The sequence below is a fragment of the Acidithiobacillus concretivorus genome, assembly GCF_018853445.1.
GTDB lineage: Bacteria > Pseudomonadota > Gammaproteobacteria > Acidithiobacillales > Acidithiobacillaceae > Acidithiobacillus > Acidithiobacillus concretivorus.
On record NZ_JABELD010000016.1, the window covers coordinates 16,732 to 29,489 of the forward strand.

General features: G+C 54.0%; 18 protein-coding genes and 1 tRNA gene. 17 read left to right on the forward strand and 2 right to left on the reverse strand.

Going from position 1 to position 12,758, the window contains the following annotated elements; all coding sequences use genetic code 11:
- Positions 1-11: 11 nt before the first annotated feature.
- Entirely contained in the window at positions 12-1,136 is a 1,125-nt protein-coding gene (locus HJG40_RS02285; protein ID WP_215862702.1) for a Fic family protein, read from the reverse strand.
- A gap of 9 nt (positions 1,137-1,145) precedes the next feature.
- On the opposite strand from HJG40_RS02285, the gene HJG40_RS02290 reads away from it, so the two are divergent.
- The 15 genes from HJG40_RS02290 to HJG40_RS02360 all read left to right on the forward strand — a co-directional run bounded on the left by HJG40_RS02290 (position 1,146) and on the right by HJG40_RS02360 (position 11,572).
- Positions 1,146-1,412 carry a hypothetical protein gene (locus tag HJG40_RS02290; RefSeq protein WP_215862703.1) on the forward strand — a complete coding sequence of 89 codons (267 nt, stop codon included), beginning with the start codon at positions 1,146-1,148 and terminating at the stop codon, positions 1,410-1,412.
- Between the two features lie 89 nt (positions 1,413-1,501).
- Complete coding sequence (locus tag HJG40_RS02295; protein ID WP_215862704.1) at positions 1,502-1,963, forward strand: YceD family protein; 462 nt, start codon at positions 1,502-1,504, stop codon at positions 1,961-1,963.
- A gap of 14 nt (positions 1,964-1,977) precedes the next feature.
- Positions 1,978-2,163: a 50S ribosomal protein L32 gene (gene rpmF, locus HJG40_RS02300; RefSeq protein WP_010639780.1), complete on the forward strand. Its 186-nt coding sequence runs from the start codon at positions 1,978-1,980 to the stop codon at positions 2,161-2,163.
- A gap of 37 nt (positions 2,164-2,200) precedes the next feature.
- Positions 2,201-3,226, forward strand: a complete 1,026-nt coding sequence (plsX, locus tag HJG40_RS02305) for a phosphate acyltransferase PlsX (protein WP_215862705.1) — start codon at positions 2,201-2,203, stop codon at positions 3,224-3,226.
- Positions 3,223-4,167 (forward strand): beta-ketoacyl-ACP synthase III, encoded by a 945-nt coding sequence (locus HJG40_RS02310; protein WP_368355865.1) that lies wholly within the window; start codon positions 3,223-3,225, stop codon positions 4,165-4,167. The genes plsX and HJG40_RS02310 overlap by 4 nt, the downstream gene beginning before the upstream one ends.
- Positions 4,168-4,221: 54 nt before the next feature.
- The gene (gene fabD / locus HJG40_RS02315; RefSeq protein WP_215862706.1) at positions 4,222-5,157 is read left to right on the forward strand and encodes an ACP S-malonyltransferase; all 936 of its coding nucleotides are present in this window, start codon (positions 4,222-4,224) and stop codon (positions 5,155-5,157) included.
- The gene (fabG, locus tag HJG40_RS02320) at positions 5,157-5,906 is read left to right on the forward strand and encodes a 3-oxoacyl-ACP reductase FabG (RefSeq protein ID WP_215862707.1); all 750 of its coding nucleotides are present in this window, start codon (positions 5,157-5,159) and stop codon (positions 5,904-5,906) included. The genes fabD and fabG overlap by 1 nt, the downstream gene beginning before the upstream one ends.
- A gap of 84 nt (positions 5,907-5,990) precedes the next feature.
- Positions 5,991-6,239 carry an acyl carrier protein gene (gene acpP / locus HJG40_RS02325; protein ID WP_010639790.1) on the forward strand — a complete coding sequence of 83 codons (249 nt, stop codon included), beginning with the start codon at positions 5,991-5,993 and terminating at the stop codon, positions 6,237-6,239.
- Between the two features lie 38 nt (positions 6,240-6,277).
- Positions 6,278-7,519, forward strand: coding sequence for a beta-ketoacyl-ACP synthase II (fabF, locus tag HJG40_RS02330; RefSeq protein WP_215862708.1), 1,242 nt, complete (start codon positions 6,278-6,280; stop codon positions 7,517-7,519).
- Between the two features lie 23 nt (positions 7,520-7,542).
- Positions 7,543-8,379 (forward strand): aminodeoxychorismate lyase, encoded by an 837-nt coding sequence (pabC, locus tag HJG40_RS02335; protein ID WP_226856900.1) that lies wholly within the window; start codon positions 7,543-7,545, stop codon positions 8,377-8,379.
- Entirely contained in the window at positions 8,379-9,386 is a 1,008-nt protein-coding gene (mltG, locus tag HJG40_RS02340) for an endolytic transglycosylase MltG (protein WP_215862709.1), read from the forward strand. Before pabC ends, mltG begins: the two co-directional genes overlap by 1 nt.
- A complete protein-coding gene (gene tmk, locus HJG40_RS02345; RefSeq protein ID WP_215862710.1) occupies positions 9,383-10,033 on the forward strand; it encodes a dTMP kinase in 651 nt (216 codons plus the stop codon). Before mltG ends, tmk begins: the two co-directional genes overlap by 4 nt.
- Entirely contained in the window at positions 10,030-11,031 is a 1,002-nt protein-coding gene (locus HJG40_RS02350; protein WP_215862711.1) for a DNA polymerase III subunit delta', read from the forward strand. Before tmk ends, HJG40_RS02350 begins: the two co-directional genes overlap by 4 nt.
- A complete protein-coding gene (locus tag HJG40_RS02355; RefSeq protein ID WP_081577520.1) occupies positions 11,015-11,377 on the forward strand; it encodes a PilZ domain-containing protein in 363 nt (120 codons plus the stop codon). Before HJG40_RS02350 ends, HJG40_RS02355 begins: the two co-directional genes overlap by 17 nt.
- 104 nt (positions 11,378-11,481) lie before the next feature.
- Positions 11,482-11,572, forward strand: a tRNA-Ser gene (locus HJG40_RS02360).
- Between the two features lie 88 nt (positions 11,573-11,660).
- Here HJG40_RS02360 and HJG40_RS02365 read toward each other — a convergent pair.
- On the reverse strand, positions 11,661-11,909 hold the full coding sequence (locus HJG40_RS02365) for a hypothetical protein (RefSeq protein ID WP_215862712.1): 249 nt from the start codon (positions 11,907-11,909) through the stop codon (positions 11,661-11,663).
- A gap of 93 nt (positions 11,910-12,002) precedes the next feature.
- Between HJG40_RS02365 and HJG40_RS02370 the strand changes: the two genes are divergently transcribed.
- Entirely contained in the window at positions 12,003-12,341 is a 339-nt protein-coding gene (locus tag HJG40_RS02370) for a type II toxin-antitoxin system RelE/ParE family toxin (protein WP_368355866.1), read from the forward strand.
- Positions 12,338-12,619 carry a helix-turn-helix domain-containing protein gene (locus HJG40_RS02375; RefSeq protein WP_215862713.1) on the forward strand — a complete coding sequence of 94 codons (282 nt, stop codon included), beginning with the start codon at positions 12,338-12,340 and terminating at the stop codon, positions 12,617-12,619. Before HJG40_RS02370 ends, HJG40_RS02375 begins: the two co-directional genes overlap by 4 nt.
- Positions 12,620-12,758 lie beyond the last annotated feature (139 nt).

The window sequence follows — 12,758 nt, forward strand, 5'->3', positions numbered from 1 at the left end:
AGAAAATGCCGCTACTTCGGTAGATCGTTGAGCTCGTAGCTGGTGCTACGTCCGCCCGCATCCGTTTTCCGCAGTACACCCCGCGCAAGCAGATGGTTGATGTCGCGCAGGGCCGTGTCCGGCGAACACCGGGCGATTGCCGCCCACTTGCTACTGGTGAGCTTGCCCTCGAAGCCGTCGAGCAGCTTGTTGAGCAATTTCACCTGTCGCTCGTTTAACGGCATAGTCGCCCAGCGTTGCCAAAAGCGAGTCTTCGTCAGCACGGCGTCGAGCACATGCTGCGCCTGACCGACCGCGCGATGGAGAGTGTCGAGGAACCATGCGAGCCACACGGTAACATCCATTGACTGCTTCTGGGTCCGCTCCAGGATGTCGTAGTAGGCCTTGCGTTCGCGCTGGATCTGCGCCGAAAGACTGTAGAAGCGTTGCGAGCTGCCATCGGCGCGCGAAAGTAGCAAATCACCGATGGCCCGGGCGATACGGCCATTACCGTCGTCGAATGGGTGCAAAGTGACGAACCACAAGTGGCCAATCCCGGCTTTGAGCAGCGGCGGGGTGTTTGATGCGCCATTCAGCCAGTCCAGGAATCGGCTAGTTTCAGCCTCCAGGCGCTCGGCCGGTGGCGCCTCGAAATGCACTTTCTGGCGGTCAATGGGGCCAGACACCACTTGCATCGGACCGCTTGCATCATCGCGCCAAGCGCCAACCTTGATCCTGGAGAGTCTGGAGTAGCCTGTAGGAAACAGCGCGGCATGCCAGCCGAACAGCCGCTCCCGCGACGCTGGCGCATGGCAATTGGCTATGGCATCGAGCACCATCTCGACCACGCCCTCGACGTGTCGATCCACCGGAGCCAGGGCACCGATATCCATGCCCAATCGGCGCGCGATGCTCGCACGCACCGATTTGACGTTTAGCTGCTCACCCTCGATCTCGCTGGTTTTGACAACCTCATCAGTGAGCACCGCCAGGCTGGCCTGATCGCGCAGCGCCATGCGCACGTCGGCCAGACGGCCCATTAGAAGCCCCTGGGCATTGCTGACTTCGGCCATGGGGCCAGCAAGCTCTGCCAGATCGAAGCGCCAGTTCGGCCAATCACTGGCCTGCCAGATGTATTTATAATCACCGCTATCCATGCGGAGATTGTGAGCCGCAATCTCCGCAAGCGCAAGTTATTCACCGCATATTATACGGTGATAAATAGCTCCATTCGCTGCACGGCAGATTACCTTTCCTGGAATGGGTGTCAATTTGCAATGGAGTGTATAGTATTCCTGCGCATCAACGGCTGGCGCTGGCGGCGCGCACCAATGCAAATTTACGCGGAGATGATACAAATGTTCGAGTCGGGCACGGTTGATATCGCCCAGCTCGAACTCTGGCTGGACTATTTCACCGTCGCCACAGAGTGATGCCATGAACGATAATAGGAAAAGTTCGTAGCCACCCGCAGTATGAAATACTTTACTTAACACGCAGTCATCGCTAACATGCCGCGCTTATGTTTTCCGCTAAAACCAACAGTCTGCATCTTACCAAAGTGACCGGCCACGGCGATCGCCTGGAAGGCCCGGTGGATCTTACTGCATGGAGCCGTCTGGCGGCGGCGATGGCAAAACTGGAATCGGTGCAGGCAGACTTGGATTTGCATCGAACTGGTTCAGTCGTGTTGGCAGAAGGATTGATCAATGTTTCTGGACAAATTCGCTGTGAGCGTTGTCTGGGAAACATGCCTTTATCCTTAAAGGTGCCCGTGCATAGTGGTCTGGCTGAAACCGAAGAGATGGTCAGTACGTTAGATCCTGATCTGGACATCGTGTTGGCTGATAAGGGTGTTGTGGCACTGCAGGCGTGGTTGGAAGACGAGGTTCTGCTGGCTTTGCCGATGATTCCGCGTTGTGCGGAGTGGCAATCTGGCGCTTGTCCGGTATCCGGACTGGAAGCATTTGTTATTGTTGATTAATGGAGATTTGAGACATGGCCGTACCACAAAGTAAAACCTCCCATTCACGTCGTAATATGCGTCGTGCCCATGATTTTCTGGTAACCGTCAACCGCTCGGTCTGTGCGAATTGTGGTGCTGCCAAGTTACCTCATCACGTTTGCCCCGAGTGCGGATTCTACAAAGGCCGTGAAATGGTCAAGAAGTCTGTGGAAGCCTGAGTGACTTGCTGAACCGGCACAACGCGAGGCTGTTCTCATGCCGCATATAGCGGTAGACGCCATGAGTGGAGACAGTGGCCCATCGACGGTAATTCCTGCCATCAAAGATCTGGTGCAGAATTATCCCGATGTCACTTTTCATCTGGTCGGGGACAGCCATATCCTGAAAAGTGAATTACAACGCATGCATCTTCAGGATTCGGAGCAGGTCAAAATCCACCATGCCAGTCAGGTGATAGGTATGGATGAGGCACCTTCTCAGGCATTGCGGGGCAAGCGCGATTCGTCCATGCACATAGCCATTGCTCTGGTTCGCGATGGACATGCAGATGCGGTGGTCAGTGCGGGTAACACTGGTGCCTTGATGGCCATGGGTAAAGTGTTTCTGCGAACTATTCCGGGTATTGATCGTCCGGCGATTGCTGCCTTTCTGCCGACCACCACCGGGCGTTTTTTGGCCCTGGATTTAGGGGCCAATGTGGATTGCCATCCAGAACATCTGCTCCAGTTCGCGGTCATGGGCTCGATTCTCGCCGAACGGGTGATGGGCGTGGCCAAACCACGTGTCGGCCTGCTCAATATCGGGTCCGAAGAAATCAAGGGCAATGAGCAGGTCAAGGAAGCTTCTGTGCTGCTGCGTGCAGCACGACTCAACTTCATTGGAAATGTTGAGGGTTCGGATATTTATCGTGGCGTTGCGGATGTGGTCGTTTGTGATGGTTTTGTGGGGAATGTCGCACTGAAAACTTCAGAAGGACTGGCCAGCATGATCAGTCACGAGTTGCGCGCCAGCTATACGCAAGGGCTTTATGGAAAGCTGGCTTATCTGGTTAATCGGCCCATATTGCAGCGATTAAGAAAACGTCTGGATTCCCGGCAGTATAATGGGGCGACCTTGCTGGGTCTGAATGGTATTGTCATTAAAAGTCATGGTAATGCCGATCGCTACGCATTTGCGCGGGCGGTGGAAGTCGGAATTGCCGAGGCCAAGCACCGTCTGACTCTGCATATTGCCGAAGTCATTCAGGAAAACCTCAATCCCGTGGTGCGAAACAGCGCGTGAACCCCATCTATAGTCGTATTATCGCTACCGGCGGATATCTGCCCGAGCGTGTCATGCATAATGCCGATCTCGAACAGATGGTAGACACCAGTGATGCCTGGATTTTTGAGCGTACTGGTATTCGTTCGCGCCATATTGCTGCAGAAAATGAAAAAACCGTTGACATGGCTGAGCACGCCGCCCGGCAGGCCTTGCAGGATGCGGATATTCAGGCAGAAGACCTGGATCTCATTCTGGTCGCCACTACCACACCTGATCAGATTTTTCCGAGTACGGCCTGTCTGTTGCAAGCCCGACTGGGTAATCGCAGCGCGCCGGCCTTTGACGTTCAGGCAGTTTGTACTGGTTTCATTTATGCTCTGGCTACGGCTGATCAATTTATTCGCAGCGGTACGGTAAAAACGGCCTTGGTAGTCGGGGTGGAAAGCATGTCCCGCATTGTCGATTGGACCGACCGTTCGACCTGCATTTTGTTTGGAGACGGGGCGGGCGCAGTGGTACTCCGTGCAGATTCGACACCCGGCATCATTTCTACGCATATTCATGCCGATGGAGCTTATGCCGAATTGCTGCAGGTTCCACAAGGTCGCAATCAATTAACCATGCAGGGTAATGCCGTTTTTCGTATGGCCGTGCGCGCACTCGGAGATATTGTTCAGGAAACCCTGGCAGAAAACCAAATGGGTCCAGAGGATATTGACTGGTTGGTACCGCATCAAGCCAATATCCGTATCATCCAGGCTACGGCCGATAAATTGAAGCTGCCCATGGATCGGGTAGTGACGACGGTGGAACATCATGGTAATACTTCTGCAGCATCGGTGCCTTTGGCGCTGGATGATGCAGCCAGGCGGGGATGCTTCAAGGCCGGGCAAAATCTTCTGCTGGAAGCCTTCGGTGGTGGTTTTACCTGGGGTTCGGCGTTGTTGCGTTGGGCTTGAAGTTTATGTTGCCCATGGGCATCAACTGACAGTTTGTTTTAGGAGGAGGTTCGATTGCACGGCTCTATCGCCTTTGTGTTTCCCGGTCAGGGTTCCCAGTCTATTCAAATGCTTGCCGATCTGGCGTCTAGCCATCCGCTGGTCCAGGAGGTTTTTGTAGAAGCTTCTGACGTGTTGGGAGAAGATCTCTGGGCTCTCAGTCAGAATGGTCCTGTCGAAAAACTCAACCAGACCCGTTGGACGCAGCCCCTGATGCTGGCTGCCGGCTATGCGGTGTACCGGGTATGGGAGGAAGAGGGCGGTGCTTATCCCGATTTTGTCGCTGGACATTCCCTGGGTGAATATACGGCGCTGGTGGTTGCCGATGCGTTGGATTATGCCGATGCGGTTCGTCTGGTGGCCGAACGTGGCCGTTTGATGCAGGCGGCGGTACCGGAGGGTTCCGGTGCCATGGCGGCGGTCATTGGGCTGGCTGATGAGGATCTCAAGCGGCTCTGCGCCCAGGAAGCACAGGATAAAGTCCTCTCTGCTGCGAACTTTAATGCGCCCGGACAGGTCGTGGTCGCCGGCGAATCTGCCGCAGTGGAAAGACTGGTTGAATCGGCCCGATCTGCCGGTGCCAAACGGGTTGTTATGCTGCCGGTCAGCGTCCCCAGTCATTGCAGTTTGATGAGCGCAGCGGCACAACAATTTTCAACGGTTCTCGAATCAGTTGCGTTCCGCGCCCCGAAGGCCTTGCTGATCCACAATGCTGACGTGCAGAGTCATACTACGCCAGAAAGTATTCGTGCAGTTCTGGCCAAGCAATTATACAGTCCGGTACGCTGGACCGAGACCATTCGTTATTTGGCGCGCCAAGGTGCCCTGACCTTTGTCGAAATGGGACCGGGACGGGTTTTATCCGGTCTTGGCAAACGGATTGAACCTTCTTTGACCATGCTGCACGTAGAAGATGGTAAAAGCCTCAAGACCACACTGGAGCAGGTTTGATGGGAAGCACACTGGAAAATCAGGTCGTACTGGTTACCGGAGGCAGTCGCGGTATTGGTCAGGAAGTAGCCCGGGTGCTCGGCAATGAAGGCGCCCTGGTCATTGCTACAGCAACTACCAGCAAGGGGGCTGAGGCCATTTCTGCAAATTTTCAGGCCAGCGGCATCCAAGGCCACGGGGTTGTTCTGGATGTCACGGATGATGCGGCGATGGATGCCTGCCTGAAAAAAATTCAAAGTGAATATGCTGCGCCCAGCATTCTGGTCAATAATGCAGGAATCACTCGGGACCAGTTACTGTTGCGCATGAAAGATGAAGACTGGGATGCGGTGATGGCCACCAATTTGCGTGCTGTTTATCGCCTCAGCAAAATTTGTTTGCGCGATATGCTAAAAGCGCGTTTTGGCCGTATAATCAACATTACTTCGGTGGTTGGCAGCATGGGTAATGCCGGACAAAGTAATTATGCGGCGGCCAAGGCGGGTGTAGCGGGTTTTACCCGCGCCTTAGCCAGAGAAGTGGCGGCCCGTCAGGTGACGGTCAATTGTGTGGCCCCTGGCTTTATCAGTACCGATATGACCGAAGGTTTAGGTGAGTCCCATAAGGAAGCGCTTTTACAGCAAATTCCTGCGGGTCGCCTGGGTAGCGTCGCTGATGTGGCGGGGGCTGTGGCTTATCTGTCCAGCCCGCAAGCCGCTTATATCACCGGACAAATCCTTCATGTCAATGGTGGCATGTGGATGGGATAAGGTAACGTTGGCTTTACAGGACTGCACCCCTGTGGTCCAATCTCGCCGACAATAATTTTTAACCAGCAAAGGAGTTTCTCCCAAATGGAAAATGTGGCAGAACGTGTAAAGAAAGTAGTAGTCGAGCAGTTGGGCGTCAATGAAGATGAAGTGACCAATGAGGCTTCCTTTGTGGATGATCTGGGCGCCGACTCTTTGGATACCGTGGAACTGGTCATGGCCCTCGAAGAAGAATTCGACTGTGAAATTCCTGATGAAGAAGCTGAAAAAATTGCTACCGTGCAGCAGGCTATTGATTATGTATCCTCTCACATGCCCGCCAAGGATGCCTGAGCAGAGATTCGTTTCAGGGTAATGAGGAGAACTGACGTTTGAAGAAACGCGTAGTCATTACTGGACTGGGTATTGTTTCTCCTGTGGGGATCGGTATTCCGGCCGCATGGGATGCTGTTGTGCAGGGGCGTAGTGGTATTGGTCGCGTCACCCGGATTGATCCTGCCCCTTACAGTTCGCAAATCGCCGGAGAAGTGCGCGGTTTTGATATCACCCAATACATTCCCGGCAAAGATGCCAAAAAAATGGATTTGTTCATTCATTACGGCATTGTGGCGGCGATGGAAGCCATTGCAGATTCCGGCCTGAAAATCAGTCCGGATATTGCTGAACGGGTTGGTGTTTCCATTGGCAGCGGCATTGGTGGCTTGCCTGGTATTGAGTCAGAACATAAAATTGTTACGGAGAACGGCCCCCGACGTATTTCACCGTTTTTCATTCCGCGTTGTATTGTGAATATGGTCGCCGGTCATATTTCTATTATGTATGGTGCTAAAGGCCCGAATATTGCCATGGCTACGGCCTGCTCCACGGGTACCCACTCCATCGGTGATGCCGCCCGGCTCATCGAATATGGGGATGCGGACGTCATGATTGCCGGCGGTGCTGAAGCCGCCATTAGTCCGCTGGGTCTGGGTGGCTTTTCAGCAGCTCGCGCTCTTTCGACCCGCAATGACGAGCCGGAAAAAGCGAGTCGGCCCTGGGATAAGGATCGTGATGGCTTTATCTTAGGCGAAGGTGCCGGGATTCTGGTTCTTGAAGAATATGAGTTTGCCATGCGGCGTGGTGCCCGTATTTATGGAGAGCTGGCCGGCTATGGTATGAGTTCCGACGCCTATCACATGACTCAGCCCGCAGCAGGCGGAGAGGGGGCAGCCCGGTGTATGCGTGTCGCACTGCATAATGCCGGTTTCCAGCCGGAGCAGGTGGGTTATATTAATGCCCACGGCACTTCCACCCCTTTGGGTGATCGTGCTGAGACGGAAGCCGTACATGCCGTGTTTGGAGAACATGCGCGATCTTTAGCCATGAGTTCCACCAAATCCATGACCGGCCATTTGCTGGGGGCAGCGGGGGGAGTAGAAGCCGTATTTACCACGCTTGCCCTGCATCATGGCATATTGCCGCCGACCATCAATCTGGATACAGCCGATGAAGGCTGCGATTTGGACTATGTTCCCTTGCAGGCCCGTCAGCAAAGTGTAGATGTCGCTTTGAGCAATTCTTTCGGTTTTGGTGGAACCAACAGCACCCTCGTATTTCGCCGCCATAGCGACTAATCCGTTCAGTGCGCGTGCAGGCCATGATGATGGATGGGGTCCCGCAACAGTCGGGGGCCTGTCCGGCTGCTCTTGACCGCGCTTTTCATTATGGTGATGGTCTGTTTGAGACCATCGCCATTATTCAGGGTAAACCCCTGTTCTGGGATGAGCATATCCAACGCCTCCGGTCGGGTGCCCAATTATTGCAGATGAATCTACCCGGACCATTGCCGTGGCTTGAAGATTTTCAGCAATTGCAAGAGCATGTTTGTTGGCCCGATCGGTACGTTCTCAAATTGATTTTAAGTCGTGGTCCGGGATGGGGTTATGGTATTCCCCACAATGGCTCCGTCGCCCGTTATGTGTTTGCTTCGGACTGGCCCGAGCGTAGTGCAGCCAATTGGCATCAGGGTATTCTCGCAGATATTTGCCCGGTTCCCTTGTTGACCGGAGCCCCCTATCTCAAGGCGAAGACCCTGAATCGTCTGAATCAGGTCATGGCTCGTAATGCCTTGCCACCGAAGTACGCCGAGGGCATTGTCCTCGATCAACAAGGCTTTTTGCGCGAAGGTATTATGTCCAATGTATTCTGGGTTGCTGCTGGCATGGTCTACACACCCTCACTGGAGGAGGGTGGTATTGCCGGAATCCAGCGTCAGGCGATTTTGAATTGGCTGCAGACATCGGATATTCCCTGCCAAATCGGGGATTATCGAGTAGAAAGCCTGATTGAGGCAGAGGAAATTTTTTTCAGTAACAGTCTGATTGGAATCTGGCCGGTCAGGCGTTTTCAGGATCGTAACCTGGCGGGTAGCCAGGGTAAAATCAGTGCCCAAATATTGCAATGGCAGGCGACACTGGGGCTGGGTCCATTCTGATGCGGCGCATAATCCTGACCTTTCTGCTGGTTATTATTCTTGCTCCGCTGGGCTATTACGGCGTGACCATGTACTTGCCGCAGTCTTTTACCAAGCCGGGAAAGCGGGTCCCTATCCGGCTCGGAAGTGGCACATTGGAAAGTGTTCAGATTTTGCACAAGGCGGGTGTGTTGCCGTATCCGCAGATGTTTCGTGTAGCCTGGATCCTGGCCGGCCGTCCCGTACTGCAGGCGGGACTATATGATTTTCAGGGCCAGGTGACGCAGGAGAATATTCTGCAACGCCTGATACATGGACAATCCCGGCCACTCAATGTAGTCATTATCCCCGGTTGGAATTTGTCGCTGATTCTTCAGGAGTTGCGTTTAAAGTCGCCCTATCTGAACCTGCATGGACTGCCGACGGGCGATCAGGCCGGGCAACAACTGGCTGCCGCAGGAATTGGTGCCCGGGACAGTGCCGAAGGTTGGCTTTTCCCCGACAGCTATCGCTATGTTCCCGGGACTTCAGCCCTGAGTATCCTGAAGCGCGCCTATCAACGGATGAACAACAATTTACAGCATTTATGGTCGCAACGTGCCCCCGGATTACCCTTAAAAACCCCCTATCAGGCGCTCATTCTAGCCTCTGTGGTGCAAAAGGAAGGAGCGCCTCCCGCACAACAGGCGCATATAGCGGCCGTGTTTTTAAATCGATTACGCCAAGGAATGCCACTACAGTCAGATCCGACGGTGATTTATGCATTGGGCAAGCACTATCAGGGGCATTTGACGCCGCAGGATATGCATGTGCCTAGTGCGTATAATACCTATCTGCATGCGGGACTCCCGCCAACGCCCATTGCCATGCCTGGCTTGAGCAGTTTGCAGGCAGTTTTGCACCCAATTGACAGCCGCGATCTGTATTTTATTGCCCAGGGGGATGCCTACCATTATTCGACCAGCTACAAGCAACATATCGAACAGATAAAACGCTATCTGCAGCCTACTGCGAGGACGCTTTCATGACAGCTCAGAAATCCACTATCACCCCGGGAATGTTCATCACTCTGGAAGGCATTGAAGGCGCAGGCAAAAGCTCTGCCATACCAGTGCTGGCGGCTTTTTGTGAAGCTCAGGGATTTAGCGTGGAGCGTACGCGGGAGCCGGGTGGTGGTCTTTTGGGTGAAGCCTTGCGCAGCATATTTTTGAATCCAGAATTGGCCCTGGATGCGGAAGCGGAATTACTGCTGCTTTATGCAGGGCGACGCGACCATTGGTTGAACCGGATTCAGCCGGCGCTGGCGGCAGGCAGTATCGTCCTTTGCGACCGTTATGAAGATTCCACCTATGCTTATCAAAGTGGGGGCAGGGGCTTTTCTCAAGAGCGTATTGCCGAATTGGCGCGCTGGGCTGGCATTACCCGGGCACCGGATTTGACTTTCTGGTTTGATGTCAGCCCGGAATTGGGCGCCGCCCGTATTCGTGCCCGACGACCAGATCGTCTGGAACAGGAACAGACCCCATTTTTTACCAGAGCGCGGGCGGTGTTTGCCCAACGTCAGGCGACCGAACCTCAGCGCATCATCCGTATTGATGCCTCAGCCCCCATGGATCAGGTGCATGCCGTGCTAGAGCAAGCCCTGGCTCCCCGTTTGCGTAAGCATTTTTCATGAAAGCTTTGCAGCCAGATCCCCAATCCTGGCAACCCATTCAGGCCTTATTAGCCGCCGGATTACCGCAGGCCATGCTGGCAGTGGGTGAATCCGGTTCGCTGCTGCGTCTGCATCTCGATGCGCTGCAGGCTGCCACCTTGTGTTTCAAGCCTACGGACGAAGGGTTTGCCTGCGAACAATGCCGTTCGTGCAAGCTGCTGGCGGAAGGTTCCCATCCGGATTTATGGGTAGCAGCCCCGGAGCCGGGTAAGCAAATTGCCATTGATACCTTGCGTCAGGCCATGGAATGGATTCAGTACACGCCACAGGTCAGCAACTCGCGCTGGTTGCGCATAGATAATGCCGAAGCCATGACGGTAGCAGCCGCCAACGCCATTTTAAAAACCCTGGAAGAACCCCCCACCCGTGCGCACATTGTTTTACATAGTGAACAGGCTTCGCGTCTGTTGCCTACCATTCGCTCCCGTCTGCAGCGCATTCCCCTCCCGGAAATGCAGATGCTGCAGTCCACGCAATGGCTGCAACAGCAAGGGGTGGATGCAGCAAATAGCGCCGCTTTGCTTCGTCAACTAGGCAATCGGCCCTTGCGCGCCTTGGAGCTTTGGGAGGCGGGCTGGCTAGAGCAGCGCCAGCAATGGATGCGTAGTTTGCTGGATTTGTCAGGGCAGGGGGTTGTGGCCACTCTGAAACTCGCGGAGCAATGGAGTAAAAGTTCTGATTTACTCCTGATCCGGGAGATGGTGCTGAATGTCCTCGCAGATTTTATGCGTTTGCAACAGGGACTGCTGGACAGAATCGCTGACCTGGACTATCTGGAAGAGTTGCAACTGAAAGCTCCGGATATTTCGGCGGACGCACTGCAATCTAACCTGGATGGCTGGTTGCAACTGCCAGTGACCCTGGCCCAAAACAGCAATGCGCTGATGGTCATGGAAATGTTGCTTTTGGACTGGCTGAAATTGTGGTCAAGGAGGAAAACCCATGGAATTCAAAACTGAGCCCAAACCGGGAGGCGCAGCGACTGCGTTGTCCGTAGTGTTGCGTGATCCCCAGGCCGTACAGCGTTGCTTTATGTCTGCTATCAAGGGCGGCGGATTACTGGTGGAAACGCCTAATCTTCTCCCCATGGGTACCGAAGTCCTGCTGATGATTACCCTGCCAGACAGCCAACCGCGCGCCCCGGTGATGGGTAAGGTTATTTGGGTCACCCCCGTGGAAAACCGCGATGGTCGACCACCGGCCATCGGCGTCCAGTTTCAGAATGATCGCTCAGGTGTACTCACGCGCATTCAGAATACGCTGTCCGGATTGCCCACCCATGGTGATGCGGTGCTGAGTTTTTGACGGGATTATCATCAGCTTTTCATTATCAGGATTTGAAGTTGCGGGTGCCAAGGTTTCCGGTCATTGCTCTTTGAGCAAGGTCTGGGTTACACTTCGCAGCCTCAGGAGAGGTGACCGAGCGGCCGAAGGTGCAGCACTGGAAATGCTGTGTACTCCAAAAGGGTACCGTGGGTTCGAATCCCACCCTCTCCGCCAATAAAAACAACAAGTTATAATAATAAATCACGCGCTCCACTAATTCATGAAAACACCCGCATGGAGCGTTCTCAGATAGCAACCATTTTCACCAGAACAGATGCCCCCTACTAAGCCATCCAGAAAGATCAGTGGTGAAGTCTGGGAATATGGGCAGGAAGGCGGTTTTCTCCTGCACCCCGGCAATCGAGATGCGGAAGTCGTCTTCCTCAACATTCATGCCGAGTGGTGATGTCCCGAGTGCTTCGAGCCGCGCCGCGATTTCCTCGTCCGAGACCGGCCTGTAGATCATCTTGGTCGAATCACCGGAATCCATCTCTTCGGGAATGAAACGCAAAGCGCCGACGCAATCTCGTCCCGGACTGTCTGTCTCTTCTGATCTAAATCCCACAGATTTGCCTGTATATATAATTTATTATATATTTTTCCGGTGACACACCAAAAACCTATCGTATTCCAAGGCACTTCTCTGGAAGATCTGCGCACTTTTCCCCTGTCAGCCAGGCGCGAAGCAGGATACCAGCTGGATCAGGTGCAAAAAGGTCGAGATCCCGACGACTGGAAGCCTATGAATAGCGTGGGTCCAGGCGTTCGGGAAATTCGGATACGAGATGAAAAAGGTGCCTTTCGAGTGATCTATGTGGCAAAACTTCCAGAAGCCGTTTATGTGCTGCACTGCTTTCAGAAGAAAACTCAAAAGACCAGAAAATCGGATCTGGATCTTGCCGGACAGCGATACCGAGATTTATTAAAGGGGACAAAATCATGAGCGAAGAACGATTTGCGAGTGTGTGGGATGCGATAGAGGATACGCGGGAGGGCGCAGAAAATATGAAACTGCGTTCTCAGTTGATGGTGTCACTCAAGAGCCATATCGCCCGTATTGGTATGAGCCAGACCCAAGCAGCGCAACTTTTTGGCGTGACACAGCCACGCGTTTCCGATCTGGTGCGCGGTAAAATTGATCTGTTCAGTCTGGACATGTTGGTAAATATGGCGACAGCGGCGGGGCTACATATAGAATTGCGGATACTGGACGCAGCTTGAGGATTGATCAGTTGCGCGGCAAACCTCCCCGTTCAGGGGGAGGTCAAGAGCGCGGCGGGGAGGTGGCTCAATGCCGCCGCTCCCGCCCTTGCAAGGTGAGACGCTAATCCGGTGTTTGTTGCTGCTCGATGTACTGGCG